General features: G+C 64.2%; 19 protein-coding genes. 9 read left to right on the forward strand and 10 right to left on the reverse strand.

Going from position 1 to position 18102, the window contains the following annotated elements; genetic code table 11:
- Window positions 1-210: 210 nt before the first annotated feature.
- The 6 genes from ACVIIV_RS24495 to ACVIIV_RS24520 form a co-directional block, all read right to left on the reverse strand.
- The gene (locus ACVIIV_RS24495) at window positions 211-777 is read right to left on the reverse strand and encodes a CAP domain-containing protein (protein ID WP_456748812.1); all 567 of its coding nucleotides are present in this window, start codon (window positions 775-777) and stop codon (window positions 211-213) included.
- Window positions 778-872: 95 nt separating this feature from the next.
- The gene (locus tag ACVIIV_RS24500; RefSeq protein ID WP_456746428.1) at window positions 873-1967 is read right to left on the reverse strand and encodes an AMP-binding enzyme; all 1095 of its coding nucleotides are present in this window, start codon (window positions 1965-1967) and stop codon (window positions 873-875) included.
- A 7-nt stretch (window positions 1968-1974) separates the two neighbouring features.
- Window positions 1975-3402: a methylenetetrahydrofolate--tRNA-(uracil(54)-C(5))-methyltransferase (FADH(2)-oxidizing) TrmFO gene (gene trmFO, locus ACVIIV_RS24505; protein ID WP_456746429.1), complete on the reverse strand. Its 1428-nt coding sequence runs from the start codon at window positions 3400-3402 to the stop codon at window positions 1975-1977.
- A 125-nt stretch (window positions 3403-3527) separates the two neighbouring features.
- Window positions 3528-3680, reverse strand: coding sequence for a DUF1127 domain-containing protein (locus ACVIIV_RS24510; protein ID WP_007590701.1), 153 nt, complete (start codon window positions 3678-3680; stop codon window positions 3528-3530).
- Window positions 3681-4173: 493 nt separating this feature from the next.
- Window positions 4174-4998, reverse strand: coding sequence for a lytic murein transglycosylase (locus tag ACVIIV_RS24515; RefSeq protein ID WP_456746430.1), 825 nt, complete (start codon window positions 4996-4998; stop codon window positions 4174-4176).
- A gap of 130 nt (window positions 4999-5128) precedes the next feature.
- Complete coding sequence (locus ACVIIV_RS24520; RefSeq protein WP_456746431.1) at window positions 5129-6037, reverse strand: DUF2189 domain-containing protein; 909 nt, start codon at window positions 6035-6037, stop codon at window positions 5129-5131.
- A 335-nt stretch (window positions 6038-6372) separates the two neighbouring features.
- Between ACVIIV_RS24520 and ACVIIV_RS24525 the strand changes: the two genes are divergently transcribed.
- Window positions 6373-6771, forward strand: coding sequence for a DUF3597 domain-containing protein (locus ACVIIV_RS24525; protein ID WP_456746432.1), 399 nt, complete (start codon window positions 6373-6375; stop codon window positions 6769-6771).
- A 52-nt stretch (window positions 6772-6823) separates the two neighbouring features.
- Here ACVIIV_RS24525 and ACVIIV_RS24530 read toward each other — a convergent pair whose 3' ends face one another.
- The gene (locus ACVIIV_RS24530; RefSeq protein ID WP_456746433.1) at window positions 6824-7099 is read right to left on the reverse strand and encodes a GNAT family N-acetyltransferase; all 276 of its coding nucleotides are present in this window, start codon (window positions 7097-7099) and stop codon (window positions 6824-6826) included.
- Window positions 7100-7422: 323 nt separating this feature from the next.
- On the opposite strand from ACVIIV_RS24530, the gene ACVIIV_RS24535 reads away from it, so the two are divergent.
- Window positions 7423-7818: an SPW repeat protein gene (locus tag ACVIIV_RS24535; RefSeq protein ID WP_456746434.1), complete on the forward strand. Its 396-nt coding sequence runs from the start codon at window positions 7423-7425 to the stop codon at window positions 7816-7818.
- A gap of 47 nt (window positions 7819-7865) precedes the next feature.
- Here ACVIIV_RS24535 and ACVIIV_RS24540 read toward each other — a convergent pair whose 3' ends face one another.
- Window positions 7866-8141, reverse strand: a complete 276-nt coding sequence (locus tag ACVIIV_RS24540; protein ID WP_456746435.1) for a GNAT family N-acetyltransferase — start codon at window positions 8139-8141, stop codon at window positions 7866-7868.
- A gap of 541 nt (window positions 8142-8682) precedes the next feature.
- On the opposite strand from ACVIIV_RS24540, the gene ACVIIV_RS24545 reads away from it, so the two are divergent.
- From ACVIIV_RS24545 to ACVIIV_RS24570, 6 genes are all read left to right on the forward strand, one after another.
- A complete protein-coding gene (locus ACVIIV_RS24545) occupies window positions 8683-9180 on the forward strand; it encodes a hypothetical protein (protein ID WP_456746436.1) in 498 nt (165 codons plus the stop codon).
- A 105-nt stretch (window positions 9181-9285) separates the two neighbouring features.
- Window positions 9286-10893 (forward strand): acyl-CoA synthetase, encoded by a 1608-nt coding sequence (locus tag ACVIIV_RS24550; protein ID WP_456746437.1) that lies wholly within the window; start codon window positions 9286-9288, stop codon window positions 10891-10893.
- A 9-nt stretch (window positions 10894-10902) separates the two neighbouring features.
- Window positions 10903-11763 (forward strand): PCC domain-containing protein, encoded by an 861-nt coding sequence (locus tag ACVIIV_RS24555; protein WP_456746438.1) that lies wholly within the window; start codon window positions 10903-10905, stop codon window positions 11761-11763.
- Between the two features lie 104 nt (window positions 11764-11867).
- Window positions 11868-12665: an AAA family ATPase gene (locus ACVIIV_RS24560; RefSeq protein ID WP_456746439.1), complete on the forward strand. Its 798-nt coding sequence runs from the start codon at window positions 11868-11870 to the stop codon at window positions 12663-12665.
- 1050 nt (window positions 12666-13715) lie between these two features.
- Window positions 13716-14279: an SRPBCC family protein gene (locus ACVIIV_RS24565; protein WP_456746440.1), complete on the forward strand. Its 564-nt coding sequence runs from the start codon at window positions 13716-13718 to the stop codon at window positions 14277-14279.
- A 2-nt stretch (window positions 14280-14281) separates the two neighbouring features.
- Window positions 14282-15235 (forward strand): YVTN family beta-propeller repeat protein, encoded by a 954-nt coding sequence (locus ACVIIV_RS24570; RefSeq protein WP_456746441.1) that lies wholly within the window; start codon window positions 14282-14284, stop codon window positions 15233-15235.
- 72 nt (window positions 15236-15307) lie between these two features.
- Here ACVIIV_RS24570 and ACVIIV_RS24575 read toward each other — a convergent pair whose 3' ends face one another.
- Both ACVIIV_RS24575 and ACVIIV_RS24580 read right to left on the reverse strand, forming a co-directional pair.
- A complete protein-coding gene (locus ACVIIV_RS24575) occupies window positions 15308-16153 on the reverse strand; it encodes a DUF3313 domain-containing protein (protein WP_456746442.1) in 846 nt (281 codons plus the stop codon).
- A gap of 29 nt (window positions 16154-16182) precedes the next feature.
- The gene (locus tag ACVIIV_RS24580; protein ID WP_456746443.1) at window positions 16183-17190 is read right to left on the reverse strand and encodes an alpha/beta hydrolase family protein; all 1008 of its coding nucleotides are present in this window, start codon (window positions 17188-17190) and stop codon (window positions 16183-16185) included.
- 206 nt (window positions 17191-17396) lie between these two features.
- On the opposite strand from ACVIIV_RS24580, the gene ACVIIV_RS24585 reads away from it, so the two are divergent.
- Window positions 17397-18041 carry a TetR/AcrR family transcriptional regulator gene (locus tag ACVIIV_RS24585; protein ID WP_456746444.1) on the forward strand — a complete coding sequence of 215 codons (645 nt, stop codon included), beginning with the start codon at window positions 17397-17399 and terminating at the stop codon, window positions 18039-18041.
- The last annotated feature ends 61 nt before the right edge of the window (window positions 18042-18102 follow it).

An 18102-nucleotide genomic window follows, 5' to 3' on the forward strand; every position in this document is an offset into this window, starting at 1 on the left:
GGCATCGGAAACCTAATCCATATCGCCGAATGCGTTGCAGCATTGGGTCAAAATATGCGGCAGTTTCGACTGGATTATTTCACTTCGGAACGCGTTCGGCCAGCCCTATTGCAAGTTGCGCCGACAGGCTCCGCACGTCTCCGCGGCGATTGCAGGGCGGGCCTGCTGGAATGTCGGCAATCAAGACGGTGCGCGAGCGCGGAGTTCGCCTCAGATGCAGAGGCTGAGCAGCTTGATGTGACAGTTGCTCGGCTTCGGCTTGCTGGCAGGCGCCGCCTCGCGCTTCACAGCAACCAGCGGCTCACCGTCCTTTTTCTTACCCTTACCCTTACCCTTGCCCTTCGGCTCGTAGTCGCCAGCGATCACCATGGCCCAATAGGTGCGTTTGCCGCTGGCGTTCTTGGCGCTCGCAATGCCGACACGGGAGGCGTTGCGCAGCAAGAGGTTCTTGCGGTGCCCGGACGAGTCGATCCATTGGCCCAACGTCTTCTCGAAACTGTCGTAGCCGTAAGCGATGTTCTCGGCGGCGCGGCCCGCGCCAGCGGGTGCGACACGGCGGTTGAACGGACCGAGTGCATCGTGGCTGAGGTCATCCTTCACCGCCATCGCGCGGGCCTGATCCATGGCGATGCGGTCGAGGGTGGCGTCGCGGACGACGCGGGCCTCACCATGCTTGAGGCGGAAGCTCGAGATCAGCTCTGCCGGCGAGTCGGCCAGCGCGGGATCGCCCGCCAGCAGCACAAGGCCAGCGATTATCCCGCCAACCACACGATGCATCATCGTCACCCGAGCGCCCATGATCTCTGCCAACCCTGCGTTGTCCAAGCGCTTCTCGACCGCCAATGTGGAAGCTTCAAGGCGCAGATCCCGCGTTAGCTCGTTGGCAGCTTCGCCTCGAAGTTGAAGCGGTCGCGCAGGTTCTTGCGCTGCTCCAGGATGTCCTTGAGGAAGGCGCGGTCCTGTTCGTTCTTCATCATCGGCTCGATCAGGTCGAGCTGGTTCATGGCGACCAGTTGCAGGACCTCGGTCCGCGGCTTGCCGCTGGTGTTTCGTGGCAGGGCGTGCACGACCTGGATGTGCTCGGGCGGCTTCGGCCCCTTGGCGGCGACAAGCTCGCTGCGGAGCTGGCCTTCGAGCGCGGCCTGATCGGCTTCGACGAAGGCATAAAGCCCGACGCCGGAGCGGCGGTCGGCAAAGGCGACGATGGCGGCGTCGCGCACGGCGGGATTCCGGCGGATCAGTTCGGTCAGCACCGGAGCGTCGTTGACGAGCCGGCGACCACCGCCCTCGCGGTCGGTGAAATTGAACAGGCCGCGGGTGATGGCGCGATAGACCTTCTTGCCGGTGGCAAGCCATAGGCTCGCGGCGAACGACTTCCTCGCCAGGATCTTTCGCTCCCGTGGCGTCAGCGCCTCCGGTGCGTAGGAGCGCTTGTGCTTGAGCAGATGCCGCAGGTCCTCATAGGCAAGGATGCGATAGAGCCGGCCGCGGCGGTTAAAGCGTGCGGCGAGCTGGAAATCGGTCACGTAGGCCCGGCCGTCGCGGCCGACCAGCCAGTTCTGCTCCTTGGCGAGATCGTTGTGGCAGATGCCGGCACGGCGCAGCCGGCGCAGCACGGCTTTGGCAGAGCGGAAATAGGAGAGATCGTCATGCGGCTTGGCCAGATGCAGCGCGACGCCGTCGACGAAGCCGCGCACCAGAGCGCGGCGTCCGGCCCACAGCAGCTCGGGACCGACGTTGAGGCCTTTGGCGCGCACCAGCGCGTGCTTCTCGCGGGCGAACAGATGGCGCGCCAGGAGGAACGACCACCATGGCACCTCGTCGAGCCGGCGCAGCACCGCGTCGATCTCGCCGCTCTCGCCGCGGAAGCGGCCGCGCTCGACAGTCGAGAACACGTCGCGCTTGAGCAGCACGCCTTCGGTCCAGCGCGCCGACAGCTCTGCGGCGTCGTCTTTGGGGAGGCTCATCGAAAACTCACGCGGCGGCGGCAATGCGCAGGTGATCGGCGATCCAGCGATCGAGATCAGCGAGCGCTCGTGCGCTCAGCGCCTGCTTCTTGGCTACTGTTTTCTCGTTGCCGCGTAACCGCGTGCCGTCGGGCTTCTTGGTCGGCACCGTCGCGAGCGGCGGGAACAGGCCGAAATTGATGTTCATCGGCTGGAACGAGCGCGTGCCCGGCTCGATGATCTCGATATGGCCGCCGGTGATGTGGCCGAGCAGCGATCCGAGCGCGGTCGTGCCCGGCGGGCTGACAAGCGTCTCGCCGCGCGCGTCCGCGGCCGCATAGAGACCGGCGATCAAGCCGACGCTGGCGGACTCCACATAGCCCTCGCAGCCGGTCATCTGGCCGGCGAAGCGCAGCCGCGGCTGTGCGCGCAGGCGCAACTGCCCATCGAGCAGCTTTGGCGAGTTGAGGAAGGTGTTGCGATGCAGGCCGCCGAGGCGGGCGAACTCGGCCTTCTCCAGCCCGGGGATGGTGCGGAAGATGCGCTGCTGCTCGCCGTATTTCAGCTTCGTCTGGAAGCCGACAATGTTGTAGAGGGTGCCGAGCTTGTTGTCCTGGCGCAGCTGCACGATCGCATAGGCCTTCGTGGCGGGATCGTGCGGATTGGTGAGACCGACCGGCTTCATCGGGCCGTGGCGCAGTGTCTCGGGACCGCGCTCCGCCATCACTTCGATCGGCAGGCAGCCGTCGAAATAGGGCGTATTGGTCTCCCATTCCTTGAATTCGGTCTTCTCGCCTGACATCAGCGCGGCGACGAAGCCGTCATACTGCTCCTTGGTCATGGGGCAGTTGATGTAGTCGGCGCCGTTGCCGCCGGGACCGACCTTGTCGTAGCGCGATTGGAACCAGGCCACCGACATGTCGATGGACTCGCGATGCACGATCGGCGCGATCGCGTCGAAGAAGGAGAGCGCGTTCTCGTCGGTCAATTCGCGGATGGCGTCAGCAAGCGGCGCAGAGGTGAGGGGGCCGGTTGCAACGATCACGTTGCTCCAGTCCGCGGGCGGAAGGCCGTCGACCTCGCCACGTGCGATCTCGATCAGGGGATGGTCATTCAGCGCCTTGGTGACGGCCGCAGAGAAGCCGTCGCGGTCGACTGCGAGTGCGCCGCCGGCGGGCACCTGGTTGGCATCGGCCGCGCGCATGATCAGCGAGTCGAGCCGGCGCATCTCCGCGTGCAAGAGGCCGACGGCATTGTTGGCGGCGTCGTCCGAGCGGAACGAATTCGAGCAGACGAGCTCGGCGAGCCCGTCGGTGCGGTGCGCCTCAGTCATGCGGTTCGGCCGCATCTCATGCAGCACCACGGGCACGCCGGCTTTTGCGACCTGCCAGGCGGCTTCGGAACCGGCGAGGCCGGCGCCGATCACGTGCACGATGTTGGATTGGGGTCCTGTCATGGGCGGACAGGTAGCGCTTTTCGGCGGAGAGTGGAATCGCCGAGATCGAGTTTTCTGCCATCAGATACGACAACGCCCGCACAAGGCGGGCGCTATCGGTTCGTCCGGTGGAGGGCTGAACGGTATCAGCCCTGGTACTGGCCGGCGGCAACGCGCGGGATGTCCGAGCGATCGAGGCCGATGTCGGCCAGTTCGCGATCGCTGAGCTGGGACAGCTCGGCAACATTGCGCTGATAGTCCCGGAAGGCCTGGATCATGCGGATGAGCGAGAGCAGCATTGGTAGTCTCCTGTAGTTCGATTCAGCCCTTGCCCGGGCCTCATCGTTGAAGTGAATATAGGTGAGAGTGGTGCACTGCGAAAGTTCCTATGTTGCGATGCAGCTAGGCGCTGAGTGCATAGCATAGGTAAGACACGCTTAACCCTTTGGCAGTCGGTCTCGATGTGTGGGCAAATCCGGCGGATCCAGCGGATAAAGATCCGTGGAATCACGGTGTTAACTCAAATCGAGCGGTGTCGATCACCATCGAGATATATTGCCGATGGGTGCATCCGACATGGGATCTATCAGCATCTAAACTCAAGTCTTGCCTGCGTGATTCGCATGGGGAGAGGAATCCTATAAATGAATAAATATTCAGTCTTAAGCAAAAGTGGCCGCTCATGTCTGGCGTGACCTTTGACGGTCAGTCAGCCCAATCGCAGCGAGCTACATAGACAGTTACGTCACCGCCTCCGGAGAGGCTGGTTGCCGGGTGATCCGCCCAGCGGGCCTAGGGGGCGCGAGCCAGCTGAGCGGCAAAATAGGCGACGGTCTTGGAATAGACCTCGCTCCTGTTCCACTGCTGGAGCACCGTAAAATTCGGACCGCCTGGCTGCCAATCCTTGCCTCGCTGCCAGCCATAGCCGGCGAGATAGTTGGCCGTGGAGGCGAGCACGTCGGGCGCGTTATGCAGGAGATCGCGCTTGCCATTGCCGTCGAAATCGACGGCGTATTTCATCCAGGACGACGGCATGAACTGAGTCTGGCCGAGTTCGCCGGCCCAGGCGCCTTTCATGTCGGCAGGCGCAAGATCGCCGCGCTGGACGATGCGCAGCGCATCCAACAGCTCGGCGCGAAACTGCTCGGAGCGGCGGCAGTCGTAAGCAAGCGTTGCCAGCGAGCGGATCGTTGCGAACTTGCCGGTGTTGACGCCGAAATCGGTCTCCAGACCCCAGATCGCGACCAAGACCTCGCCGGGCACGCCATAGGCCTGCTCGATGCGCGACAGCACGGAGCCGTATTGCTTCATCATGTTGGAGCCGCGCTGCATGCGTGGCGGCACCATGCGGCCGGAAAACTCCTCGAAGGTCTGGCTGAAGACCTTTTGCGAGCGGTCGCGGTTGAGCACGCTCTGATCGAGCGTCACGCCGGCAAGCCCGGCAGCGATGGCCTGCTGCGAGATGCCTTTCGCCGCGGCGTCGGTTCTGAAATCCGCAAGCCAGGCGTCGAAATTGCCCGAGCCGCAGGCAGCCGCGGCAAGCGCTGGCTGGGCGGACAGGATTGACACGGAGAGGGCGAAGGCTGCGAGAGCGAGACGAGAAATCGTCGGGGTCATTCGGGTAAATGAATTCCGTGAAGCGATCTGACCGGCGGGGGCAATCTCGGTCGGAACCGCGGCCAAAGCAAGGCGCGCAACAGGTCGCGATCCTGCCCGGGCCAGGGCAGGATCGCATGTCACGATATCGTCAGACGTCCGTCCGGTTTCGCCAAGGGAAGAGGTTGGCCGGGAAGTCGGCGGCCGGCTTGCGCGGACGATGCGGCGGAGGCGGCACCGGACGTGCCCCGGGCTCCGACATGATCACCTTGCGGTAGAGGTGCCACGTGGCGTGCCCAAGCAGGGGGATCACCACGGCGAGGCCGAGGAAGGCCGGTATCGTGCCGAGCGCGAGCAGTATCGCCACGGTCAGGCCCCAGGCCGCCATCGGCACTGGATTTCTTGCGACAACGCGCAGCGAAGTCACCATCGACTCGAACGCGCCGGCATGACGGTCGAGCATCAAGGGGAACGACACGACGCTGATGCAAAGCGCGGCGAGTGCGAACAGGAAGCCGGTGCCGCAGCCGACCACGATCAACCACCAGCCTTGCTGCGTCGTGAGCACGCGCATCATGAAGTCCGAGAATCCGGTGACGCCCTCGTAACCGAACGCCGCGATATAGATCGCCTGCGCGGTCGCAACCCAAGTGACGAACAAGGCGAGCAGCAACGTGCCGAGGCCGAGCATCGCACCGAACGAAGGCGAGCGCAGCACCTCCATGGCATCCCAGGCGCTGGCCGGTTCATAGCGCTCGCGCCGGCTGGAGAGCTCATAGAGCCCGAGCGCTGCGAAGGGCCCGATCAGCGCGAAGCCGGCAGCCAGCGGAAACAACAGCGGCAGCACCGAATAGCCCATTACCACGCGGGCGAGCACGAGGCCGAGCACCGGGTAGATCACGCAAAGGATGATGGCGTGGCTCGGAACGGCCTTGAAGTCTTCCCAGCCGCGCCTGAGCGCGTCGTGCAGATCGGACAATTGGATGGTTCGGATCACCGGTCCAGCCGCATCCGAGGGCTGGGCCATCGTGGGGACATTGCCCTGGTAGAGTGTGGCCATGGTCGCTAGCTCCCTTGCCAGGCGGCCGAGTCCGGCGCCAGCAAACGGCGCAAGCGGCCGCCATTCTCTGAAATCTCGCTATCCCGACCAGAGGCGAATTCCGGATGGCATCGCGAGCTGAATGGCAAGCATACTCCCGAGTCCGAGTCCTGTCCCTTACCCGTTGGTGAAATTCGATGCCGCGGCGCAACCACAACGACGTCATTCTGTCGTCATTTCGCCTCAGATAAGCTGATGCTGCTGGTCGTTCGCGAACTTCGCGGGCGCGACGCAGTAACTTCGTCTATAAGTGACACTCAAGGCCCTTCCAACGGATTCCTTTTCGGGGAGCAGACATGAGCATTTTCGGGAAAATCATGAGCGCGATCTTCGGCAGCCAGCCGGCCTCCGCCGCGCCCGCCGGTGGCGCGACTTCGCCCGGCGCGCCCGCAGGGTCGCCAGGCGCTTCGGCGCCGGCCGCTACGCCCATGGCCGCGGTCGACGTGGCGGCGATCGTCGACAAGGCGGCAGCCGCACATAAGGGCGAGAAGCTGGAATGGCGTACCTCGATCGTCGACCTCATGAAGGCGCTCGACATCGATTCCAGCCTTGCTGCGCGCAAGGATCTCGCCAAGGAGCTGGGCTACAGCGGCGACATGAACGACTCGGCCAGCATGAATGTCTGGCTGCACAAGCAGGTGATGTCCAAGCTCGCCGCCAACGGCGGCAAGCTGCCGCCGGAGATCAAGCACTGATCCGCCCTGGGTCGTGCCGCAGGGGCCCGCGGTCTCGCGGGCCCTTTTCCTATCAGGCGACCAAATCCGCTTCCTCCGGGTGCCTGTCGAGATAGTCGGCGACGAAGCCGCAGCCAGCGATCACCTTCCTGCCGTCGCGCCGGATCAGGTCCAGGGCGCCCTTGACCAGCTCGGAGCCGATGCCGCGGCCGCGCAGGGCGCGCGGTGTCTCCGTGTGGGTGATGATCACGGCGGACGGCGTCAGCCGGTAATTAGCGAAAGCGATGTCGCTGCCGACATCGAGCTCGAAGCGGCTCCTATCCTTGTTGTCGCGTACCGAAACCGCCATGCGGGATCCTTCCGAAATGCAGATTGCCTCCCGATCTAGGAGGCTGACTCGGCTCTTGCCAAGGTGAGATCAAGGGAGATTGGCGCAGAGGAGATATATGCAAATGCGTGCCGCTGTCACCGCAGTGCAGTATGGACATCGCGCTTTGCGAGCATGGTGCGGCGACCGCAAAGAATCCTCGATACCGCTCTTGCAAGCCGAGCTTGGGTTCCCACGTCCTAGAGAGGACATACGCCCGAATGCGGCCGGCAGGGTCGCTAGACATTCGGAGTGTCATGATCGCCAGCCGCAGACGTATGCCTCTCTTGTAGGAGGAGGGTACGATGTCGGACTCTGGTTTCTTGAATACTCATCGAACGTGGGAAGACTGGTGCGGGATGCTGCTTGGCGCGGTGATCGTGGCTTCGCCGTGGTTTCCATTCCAGGATCAGGGGATCTCCGGACACCAGACGGCCATCCTGAACACGGTCGCGATCGGTCTGATCGTGTTTGGCCTCAGCCAGCTCGAATATGTCGCCTTGCAGCGCTGGCAAGAGGTGACGACGATCCTGGTCGGGCTGTGGCTCATCGCCTCGCCATACGCGATCGGCTATTCCGGTGAGGGCTTTCTCCGCATCTATCACACGGGCCTCGGTGCGGTGGTGGTGCTGCTCGGCATACTCCAGCTGTGGCAGGACTGGGATATGAATGATCAGGACCTGCTCAAGCACGGACAATAGGCCGGTAGATATCGACAGGCCCGCTGGCCACGGGCGGGCCCGTCCATTCATCGTGTCACGAGATCCGCATAGTCCGGGTGCTTGTCGATCCACGCCTTCACGAAGGGGCATTGCGGGATCAGCTTCAATCCGTCGGCGCGGACTTGGTCGAGCGCGCCTTGCACCAGCTTCGAGCCGATGCCCTTGCCGCCAAGCTCCTTCGGCACGTCCGTATGCTCGAAGGTGATCACGTTGCCCTCGAGCTTGTAATGCTCGGTCGCAAGATGACCTTCCACCGCAAGTTCGTAGCGATGATGGGCTCTGTTGTTGATGACGTCGCTCATATTGTCGCCCCTGCAGCTGCCAGCCTTGCACAGGAGGTTCTAACGCACGGTCCGGTCGGTGGGTTTCTGATCTGAGGCCGCCCGGTTTAATCGGTCGCTTTGGCGAGCCTGGAATCTTCGGCCTGAGGCTGCGGGCGGAGGCAGCCCTGGCAGATGACCAGGGAGCGGTTGACCCTGGCGTCCTGTTCGGCCTCGGTGTCGTCCTGCGCCTGCCACCATTCCTTGGAAGAGGGCTGAAGCCCGGCTTGCGATCTGCTGCGCTCGGAGCGGGCAGCGGTCCGTGTTGGTTGTGAGGCAGCGTGCGGCCGATTGGGATCCTCGCCGGCGCCATCCCAGGCAATAGCGCGCAGGCTTGAAGGCGGGATCGGAAGCCAGATGCGTCTGTGGCGCCATGGCACATCCGGCGAGCGCCAGCGACAACAGGAGGAGGGCGGGCGCTTTGACCATGATGCGGCACTCTGTACGCGAGAACTGAGCGAGGTTGCGCCGATCATGTTTAAAATTCCCTGAACGATTGCGATTGTGGTTGCGACCAACGCCAATGCGATATCTGATCCTCTTGCTCACCTTGCTCGTGACCGGCGCGCGTGCCGACGACGCAAAACCATTCAATTCGGCCAACTATCCACCCGGCGTGCAGAAGGCGGTGCGCTACGCCAATGAGGAATGCGATAGCCAGGAGGGTGGCGAGGTGACCTTCGCGCCAAACACCGTGCGCAAGATCGATCTGACCGGCGATGGTCGCGAGGACTACATCGTCGATTTCCAGGACACCAAATGCGGCGATCGCGAGACGACCTATTGCGGAACCGGCGGCTGCGTCCTGAAGATCCTGGTGACGCTGCCGGATGGCAGCGTGCGCGAGGTGTTTGACGGCTATGTCCTCCGCTACAAGATCATGGCCCCGCCGGTGAAGCGCGGCGCCGCGCGCACCGTCCGCTTCGATCTGCACGGCAGCTTCTGCGGCGGCTTTGGTCCGCAAGCCTGCTGGAAGACGAAGGCCATCACGGCGGCGCCGTTTGCGTTCAAGCAGCCGTAGGGCAGGTCCGCGGCAGCTGGCCTTGCAGGGGTGCCGGCGTTGGCGATAAATGGGCTGCAATGAGCGGGCGGCTCGCGTGCCGCCCGTCGTCGAAGAGGAAGCCCGATGCAGCCCCTGCGCATGTCCCGCCGCGTCATGAATCTCGCTTATATGCTGACCCAGAATGCGCGGCGGCATGGAGCGCGCCCCGGCTTCGTCTGGGGTGACAAGTCCTGGACGTGGCGCGAGGTCGATGCGCAGGTCTCGGCGCTGGCCGCGGCGCTCGCCGCGCGCGGCATTGCGAAGGGCGACCGCATTCTCGTCCATTCCAAGAATGGCGATGAGATGTTCGTTTCGATGTTCGCCGCGTTCCGGCTGGGCGCGGTCTGGGTCCCCACCAATTTCCGCCTGATGCCGGACGAGGTCAGCTATCTCGCGCAAGCCTCCGGCGCCAAGGCGTTCCTGTGCCATGTGGATTTTCCCGAGCACGCCGCGGCGGTAAAGGGCGGCGCACTGGAATTCATCTGGAGCATCGAAGGCAAGGCCGCGTTCGGCGAGCGCTCGGTGGCTGACGCCATCGCCTCGCATGCCGGCGCTGCCGTGGAGAATGTCGCCGTCGAGCACGACGATCCCTGCTGGTTCTTCTTCACCTCCGGCACCACCGGCCGCTCCAAGGCGGCGGTGCTGACCCACGGCCAGATGGGATTCGTCGTCACCAATCATCTCGCCGATCTGACCCCCGGCACGACCGAGCAGGATGCCTCGCTGGTGGTGGCACCATTGTCGCATGGCGCCGGCGTGCATCAGCTGATGCAGACCGCGCGCGGCGCGCGCACCGTGCTGCTGCCGACCGAGAAATTCGACATCAACGAGGCGTTTCGTCTGATCGAGGCGCATCGCGTCAGCAACCTCTTCACGGTGCCGACGATCCTGAAGATGATGGTCGAGCACCCCGCTGCCGATAAATACGATCACTCCTCGCTGCGCCAGGTCATCTATGCCGGCGCGCCGATGTATCGCGAGGACCAGAAGGCCGCGCTGAAGAAGCTCGGCAACGTGATCGTGCAGTATTTTGGCCTTGGCGAGGTCACCGGCAACATCACCGTGCTGCCGGCGGCGCTGCACGATCCCGAGGACGGCCCGCATGCGAAGATCGGCACCTGCGGCTTCGAGCGCACCGGCATGCAGGTCTCGATCCAGGACGACGAGGGCCGCGAGCTCAAAGCCAACCAGAGCGGCGAGATCTGCGTGATCGGGCCAGCCGTGTTCGCCGGCTATTACGATAATCCCGAGGCCAATGCGAAGGCGTTCCGCAACGGCTGGTTCCGCACCGGCGATCTCGGCCACATGGATGAGGAGGGCTTCGTCTACATCACCGGGCGCGCCTCGGACATGTACATCTCCGGTGGCTCCAACATCTATCCGCGCGAGATCGAGGAGAAGATCCTGACCCATCCCGCGATCGGCGAGGTCGCGGTGCTCGGCGTGCCCGATGCGACCTGGGGTGAGGTCGGCGTCGCCGTCTGCGTCGCCCGCGAAGGCGCGAAGCCGGTGAGCGAAGCCGAGATGGCGGCGTTCCTGTCGCCAAAAGTGCCGCGCTACAAGATGCCGAAGCGCTTCTTCTTCTGGGAGGCGCTGCCGAAGTCCGGCTACGGCAAGGTGCCGAAGCGCATGGTGCGTGATGAGCTGGAAGCGCGCGGGTTGCTCGATCTCGATAAGAAGCAGGCGGGCTGAGCGTACGAGATGCGGAGCATCAAGCAGCCGGGCGCGCCAGTCCCAGAACGCATTCAATGGGTGGAGGCGAGGGGACGCGCTTTCGCCTTCACGCTTCAAGCCGGTCTGCCGCTGCTGGAAGCTGCGCGGCGCGGCTTTGCCGCGGAAGGTTTTGCCGGCGGCGTGCTGAATTTTCGCCGCGGCGCGCTCGGGCCGTTCGCCTATGTCATGCCGGCACTGTCGAAGACCGGCGAGAACGCGGCGTTCTACAGCGACACTTACCGGCCCAGCGGCGTGACGCGCTTGAGGCTCGGCAGCATGACGCTCGGCATGCGCGACGACGCGCCATTCTTTCATTGCCACGGGCTCTGGACCGAGGCCGACGGCAAGACGAGCGGCGGCCACATGCTGCCGGATGAGACCATCGTCGCCGAACCGTTCGAGGTCGAGGCGTTCGGCGTCGATGGTGCGATGTTCACCGCCGAGCCCGATGGCGAGACCAATTTCAAGCTGTTCGGGCCGGTGGCGGCCGCGCGCACCGGCGCGCGCACGACGAGCCGCGCCTTCGCGTTGCGGCTGCGGCCGAACCAGGATTTTTCCGAATGCCTCGAAGCGTTTTGTCGCGCGCATGGAATTGCCCGCGCAAAAATTCACGGCGGCGTCGGCTCGACGATCGGCGCGCGCTTCACCCATGGCGGCGTCATCGAGCCGTTCGCGACCGAGCTCGCGGTAACGGCAGGGACGATCGCGCCCGGCACTTCCGGCGCGCTGGAAGCTGCACTCGATGTTGCCCTGATCGACTATACCGGTGGCGTTGCCGAAGGACGCTTGATCCGCGGCGACAATCCCGTGCTGATGACCATGGAGCTGATGCTGGAGGTGGTGGATTAGGGCTCCACCGGGGCTGCGACGTCGTTTGAATGACACTTCCATCCGGTGTACGTTCCGGATATGTTCTATGGCGGATTTGGAGACAGAGCGGGGCAGGCTAGACCATGGGCCGGACACGACGCCGTAAGACCACGTTGCGTGCGCCTTATCTCAGGCGCGTCTGGCTCGATCGCTCGTGCGTCGAGGACTGGGAGGCTTATCCGTTCTGTCTTCCCGCGTTCAGGGATGAGTTCGACCAGAGCTTCGACGCCGCGGTCACGATCATTGTCGGCGAGAACGGGACCGGCAAGTCGACGATTCTCGAGGGTATCGCGGGGCTGGCCGGTTTTGCCAGCACTGGCGGCCGCAAAGGTTTTCAGGAGATCGACGGCGGCGGCATCGAGATCAGCGGCGATGAACTGTCCTCTGCATTGCGGGCTGCCTGGGTGCCAAAGGTGACCGACGGCTGGTTCTTTCGTGCCGAGACATTCTTTTCCATCGCGCGCTATCTGGACCGCTCGGCCGTGGATGCTGCGCACGCCATGGAAGGCGTGTTTGGTGCGAGCGTTCAGGAAGCGCCGGACTATCTCTCCTTTTCCCACGGCGAGGGCTTTCTGGTTTTCTTCGAGGAGCGCTGCCAGAAGCAAGGCATTTACATCTTCGATGAGCCCGAATCCGCGCTGTCGCCGGCACGGCAGATGGACTTCCTCAAGCTCCTGCATCGCATGGATCTCTCCGGTAATTGCCAAGTGATCATGGCGACCCACGCGCCGTTGCTGATGGCCTATCCGAATGCGCAGCTGCTGCGGCTCGGGAAATACGGCCTTGAGCCTGTTACGGTGGAGCAGACCGATCATTACCGGGTGATGCGCGAGTTTTGTGATGATCCGCGCGGCTTCGTGGAGGCGACGCTGGGGGAGTAGGTAATGGCACTTCCTCGTCATTGCGAGCGTAGCGAAGCAATCCAGAATCTTTTCCACGGCGACAGTCTGGATTGCTTCGCTACGCTCGCAATGACGGAGTGGAGGGCAACATCGCGCTCACCTGTCGTGTCCCGGACAAGCTGCAACGCGTGAGCGTTGCGGCGCAGAGCCGGGACCCAACAGAAGCCGCACATTTTGCTGCTGCATGGGCCCCGGCTCAGCCGCGCACCGCTCCCGGACGATGCTTCGCATCGCCTTGAGAGCGCTGCGCTGCGTCCGGGGCACGAGAGCCCGAATTTATCTCGCATTGCTACCCGCTTCATACGCACAGCTTCACCTTCTCGCGGCACGTCGTGCCCGAGCTTTGCGGCAGTTGCCGCCCTCAAAAGTGCCGAGGGCGCAGGGAAGGCCGGGTGCCGGCTGGCACCCGCGGTCCACTGTGCGAAGCGTGTGCTTTAGAAAAGCTGCACAGCGGCATACAGGTGAAACCAAACATCCGGCCTTCCCTGCGCAGTGGTTTTACGGCTTATGTCGTGCTCTCCCCGGGGAGCGATGCACTATTGCCCCCGTCGCCTTGCGGATGGCTGATGCGCGCACCCGGTCGGGCACGACGCATCACCGCAAGCCTTGGCGCACAGACCCCGGGCGCCAGGACCACACGATTTTGCCGTACGCAGGCTGCGCCCGTCGTGTGCGCGCGTCGCCTCCTCACGGAGTGACCCGCCCTGCAAACCACCTGCGCGCGACGCTGCCTGCGTCCACCACGTCCCATCCCGCGTTCGTGACGATCGCGACGCGCCCCTCGGCCCGGGTTGGGGTGGCCGAAACATGCGATAATTCCGAATTCTAGTAAAGCGAATTATTTTGGCTGCGCTATGTTGACCGCGATCTCGCGTGTCTTGCCCGTCGGGCAACGCAAGGGATGGTGTGAATGACCTGCAACGGCCCCGCCACAGCCGTGCCACGAACAGGTCTCCCCATGGTCCAAAAATGCGCTACGATGACCTCAGCGCGCCCAAAGTCGCGCAGATTGAGGAACGAGGAAACGACATGAGGATGACGACGGGAACGGCGATCGCCGGGGTGGCGGCGCTGGCGGTTGTGGGAATGGCTCTGGCGGCGGCTTTCGAGCCGGTCCGGGCCCATGGGCCGACCCGGCAGAAGGTCCGGGAATCGATCGAGATCAGCGCGCCGCCGGCCAAGGTCTGGGCCGCGATCTCCAGCTTCCAGGACATGAGCTGGCTCCCGCCCGTCACCAAGACCGAAGGCCAAAAGGGCAACGAGATCGGCGCAACGCGGACGCTGACCCTGACAGGCGGCGCGACGGTCGAGGAGGAGCTCTACAAATACGAGCCCGACATGCAGAGCTATTCGTATCGCATCACCAAGGTCGACGTGAAGGTGCTGCCGGTGACCAATTATTCCTCGACCTTGACGGTTTCGCCTGCGCCGGACGGCAAGGCGAAGCTGGAATGGGCCGGCGCGTTCTATCGCGGCTATCCCAACAACGATCCGCCGCCGGAGCTGAGCGACGAGGCCGCGGTGAAGGCGGTGAGCGGGCTGTACAAGACCGGGCTCGAGGCGCTCAAGAAGAAGATCGAGAGCGGCAGCTGATCGTGCGAGCGCTGGTCCTGGCGGCGCTCGCCGCCAGCCTTTGCCATCTCAGCCTTGGCAGCGCGTCCGCCGAAGAGGCGTTTGTCACCGACCAGCTCAGCGATGATGTGATGGTCGTGGACCTCGCCACAGCGCGCGGGGTTGCGACCATTCCGATCGGCGGCAAGCCGGCCGGCGTCGCCGTCAGCGCGGACGGCCGCTTTGCCTATGTGACGAGCCCCGACGCCAAGGCGGTGACCGTGGTGGACGCCGCAGCGCGGCAGATCGCCGGCCGCATCGAGGTCGGCGGCGGGCCGCTCGGCATTGCGGTGGCGCCCGATGGCAAGACGGTCTATGTCGCCGACTGGTATGCCGCCGCGGTGCGTGTGATCGACGCGGCGAGCCGCAGCGTCACCGCCAGCATCGCGGTCGGCGCCTCGCCGTCGGGCCTGGCCGTCACGCCGGATGGCAGGCTGCTGCTGTCGGCGGACCGTGACGACGACAGCGTCTCGGTGGTGGACACCGCGACGCGCCAGCGCAAGACAATGATCAAGGTTGGCACGCGTCCGTTCGGCGTCACCATCGACGCCGATGGCAGGCGTGCCTACACCGCCAATGTCGGCTCCGACGACGTCTCCGTGATCGACATCGCGGAAGGCAAAGAGATCGGCCGCGTACCGGTCGGGATGCGCCCCTATGCGGTGGCGCTGACACAGGGGCGCGGCTTCGTCACCGACCAGTATGGCGGCACCGTCAGCGTGTTCGATCTTGCGAGCCTGAAGCCGATCAAGCGCATCAATGTCGGCGATTATCCCGAAGGCATCGCGGCGACCGCCGACGGCAAGCGCGTGATCGTCGCGTGCTGGGAGAGCAACACGCTAAGCATCATCGATGCGGCGGAGCTGAAGGTGATCGGCGAGATCAAGACCGGCGAGGGCCCGCGGGCGTTCGGGGTGTTCTTGCGCAGGACGGAGTAGTTCGTGAAAACCCGCGGCTTTCCAAACGACGCTGCATGAAGCTGCTGCCGATCGCTCATTCAGTAACGCCCGTCAGCGCTGATCAGTTTGCGGGGGGCCGGCCTGATCGGTAGCCGCCGCTTCCGAGACTGCGTTCGCCGGCGCACCCCGGTCGGTCCAATCCGGCGGCAGCCCAATCCTCTCTCCGGCCATTCCAATCAGTCCCGGCGCTCGCCCAAACGTTTCGCAGATCGCCTCCTTGGGCGCGCCACCGAGAGAGGCCTGCAGCCTGCCGATGGATGGCGGCGCCGAGACCTTCCCGAACGGGCTCTCGGCGGTAACAAGCATCTTGCCGAAATCGTCTCCGAAAGCGCCGGCAAGATCATAGGCATCCCCGTCGCTCGATGCGCGCGCAGCGCTGGTGAAGGAATTGGCTCCGCGCGCCCAGATCATGGCAGCTTTTTGATTGCCGCTGCGGTCACGGGCTTCGGCCTCTACGGACAGGCTCCCCAGTCCGATCGGAAGCCGCGGTACAGGGATGGGCACACCGGGAGCAACGATGGACGGTACAACGCTCGCGACCTTGGAGACGCCGGCTGCCGCCGCATCGGTCGGCGCAATGTGGGTGATGACTGCGCGAACATTCAAGTCCGCGGTTTCCGTGGGGGCTACGATCCGGAAGCGCTCGCTTAGCGCAAAACACATCGCTCTATTGACTGCATTCTTGATCAGCCTGCGCTGCTGCTGCGAGAACGGCTGGCTTGCCGCGCCTGCCGTGAATGCGGTCGGCTCGATGCGAGCGGTCTTCGCAGCGAGAACATCAGCCTTGCTGATCCGAAGCTGCGACTTGGTCAGAAGACCATCGGACGGCGTGAGATTGTCGTAGGAGGCCAGCGACCCGGCCCGTTCCAGCGGGGCGGTCGCGCAACCAGCGGCCATCAAGCTCAAGACCGCTATGACAAACCATCTCATGGCGAGGGGACGAGACCGATCGCCGCTCCTTGGACCATGCGCTGGGAATGCGCGACGGGCAGGGGAGAAGGTGCGGCCGCCGGCGCCGATGCCAGCATCGGCTGCCACGTGGCGTTCCAGCGCGCCAGCGTTGCCCCGTTGCCATCGAAGACCAGGTCGAGAAAGGCCAGAGTGAGCTCCGCCGTCGCGGCCTTCACTTTCGGGTTTAGTGCCGGACCACCCGTGAAGGAGCGATCGGTGAAGATGCTGTGCGAGCCGCCTTCGAACACGGCAAGCAGCTTGCGCGGTGTGGCAATGGCGTTGAAGACCTCTAGTCGGTCGGCAGCGGGCGAGTAGTATCCGGGGATTTGGATGACGTCGTTCGTCGCCGTCACGTGCAGGTTTGGCACCGCAATCTTGCTCAGCACCGAGGCAAGATCGGACTCGCCATAGAACGGTGGGGCCGAGATGACGATCGCGGCCGCAAAGCGCGGGTCGCGAGCCTCGACCCATCTCCCTTCGCGCATCACCCGGGCGCCAACTGCAAGAAGCGCCGTGTTCGCCCCATATGAATGCCCGGCCGCTACGATGCGACGGCGGTCGACCTGGGCGCCATAGGGGCTCGACAGCATACGATCGAGGGCGAAGTGCAGGTCCCAGGCTCGCGCCAACGCCTCGCTCTCATGAGCCGCTCGCTGCAAGCGGTCCACGACGGCGAGGGGATTGCCCGCCCAGAGCGACGAATCGCTGCCCGTATGCTGAACATGCAAGCTGGCAATGCCACGGGCCGACCAATATCGCCCCAGATAGCTGTAGCCCCTGCGAGAGCCACCGAGGCCATGGGAGAACACGATAAGCGGTACGCGCGATCCTGGCGCAACATCCGTGGGCCAGTGCAAGCGCGCCGGAATAGGCCGCGAACGCGCGGGATCGACCCAGTCGAAGTCGATGAAAGCGGGAGGAGCGGACTGCGCTTGCGCTGGATGTGCGGCGAGTGCGGCTGTGACCGCGACCGCGAGCAGCATGGCACCGAGGCGCCGTCGCGTCATGTTTTCCGGCCCGATTGCGTCGCCGGCGCCACTCGTGTGGGCAGATTGAACATGACAAGAGGAAGTGTCGCCGCCCAACCTGTTCACCATGAATGCACCTGGGATAAAGTCGCACCGAGTGTAATTTTATATTGCACTTAGTGTAATTTTGCAAGCTGGTCGATTTCATGGCAGAACAGGCCATGAAAAGCTCGTCCCGAAAGGAGGAAGGCCTGCGCGAACGGAAGCGGCGCGAAACGCTGCATCGGATCGCCGAGCAAGGCCTGAAATTGTTTCTGACCAAGGGCTACGAGGCCACAACGCTCGACGCGATCGCGGAGGCGGCGGGGATCTCGCGACGGACGTTCTTCTACTATTTCAAGTCCAAGGAAGAGATCCTCCTGGCGTGGCAGGATGGTGGTTTCAGCGAGACTTTGCGGGCCGCCGTGCTGGAGCAAACGACCAAGCAGTCGCCCCTCGACGCCGTGAAGAACGCCTTGTTGGAGCTGACAGCCCGCTTTCAGGTCGATTACAAGCAAACCAAGGTGATCGAGCGCCTGATGTCTGCGAACGAGTCGCTTCGCGTTCGACAGCAGGCAAAATATGTGGAGAAGGAAGAAGCCGTATTCGAGGCGCTCTGCCAGATGTGGCCGCAGCCCCACCGGCAGGCTGCGCTGCGCATGGTCGCCATGATGTCGGTCGGAGCACTGCGTCTCGCGATCGACAATTGGAATCGCGACCAGGGCAAGCGACCCTTGGCCATCCACGTGAGAGAGGCTTTTGCGTGCTTGGACCAGGAAATCGGAGGGGCGCCCCCGCGCAAGGCTGCCGGCCGCTCCGGCGAGTGAGTCAGCGCCGGGCCGAGTGGCCCGGATCGCGCTGTCGCTGGAGAAGCACGAACCGCCGCGC

Source organism: Bradyrhizobium sp. USDA 4354 (assembly GCF_054060315.1).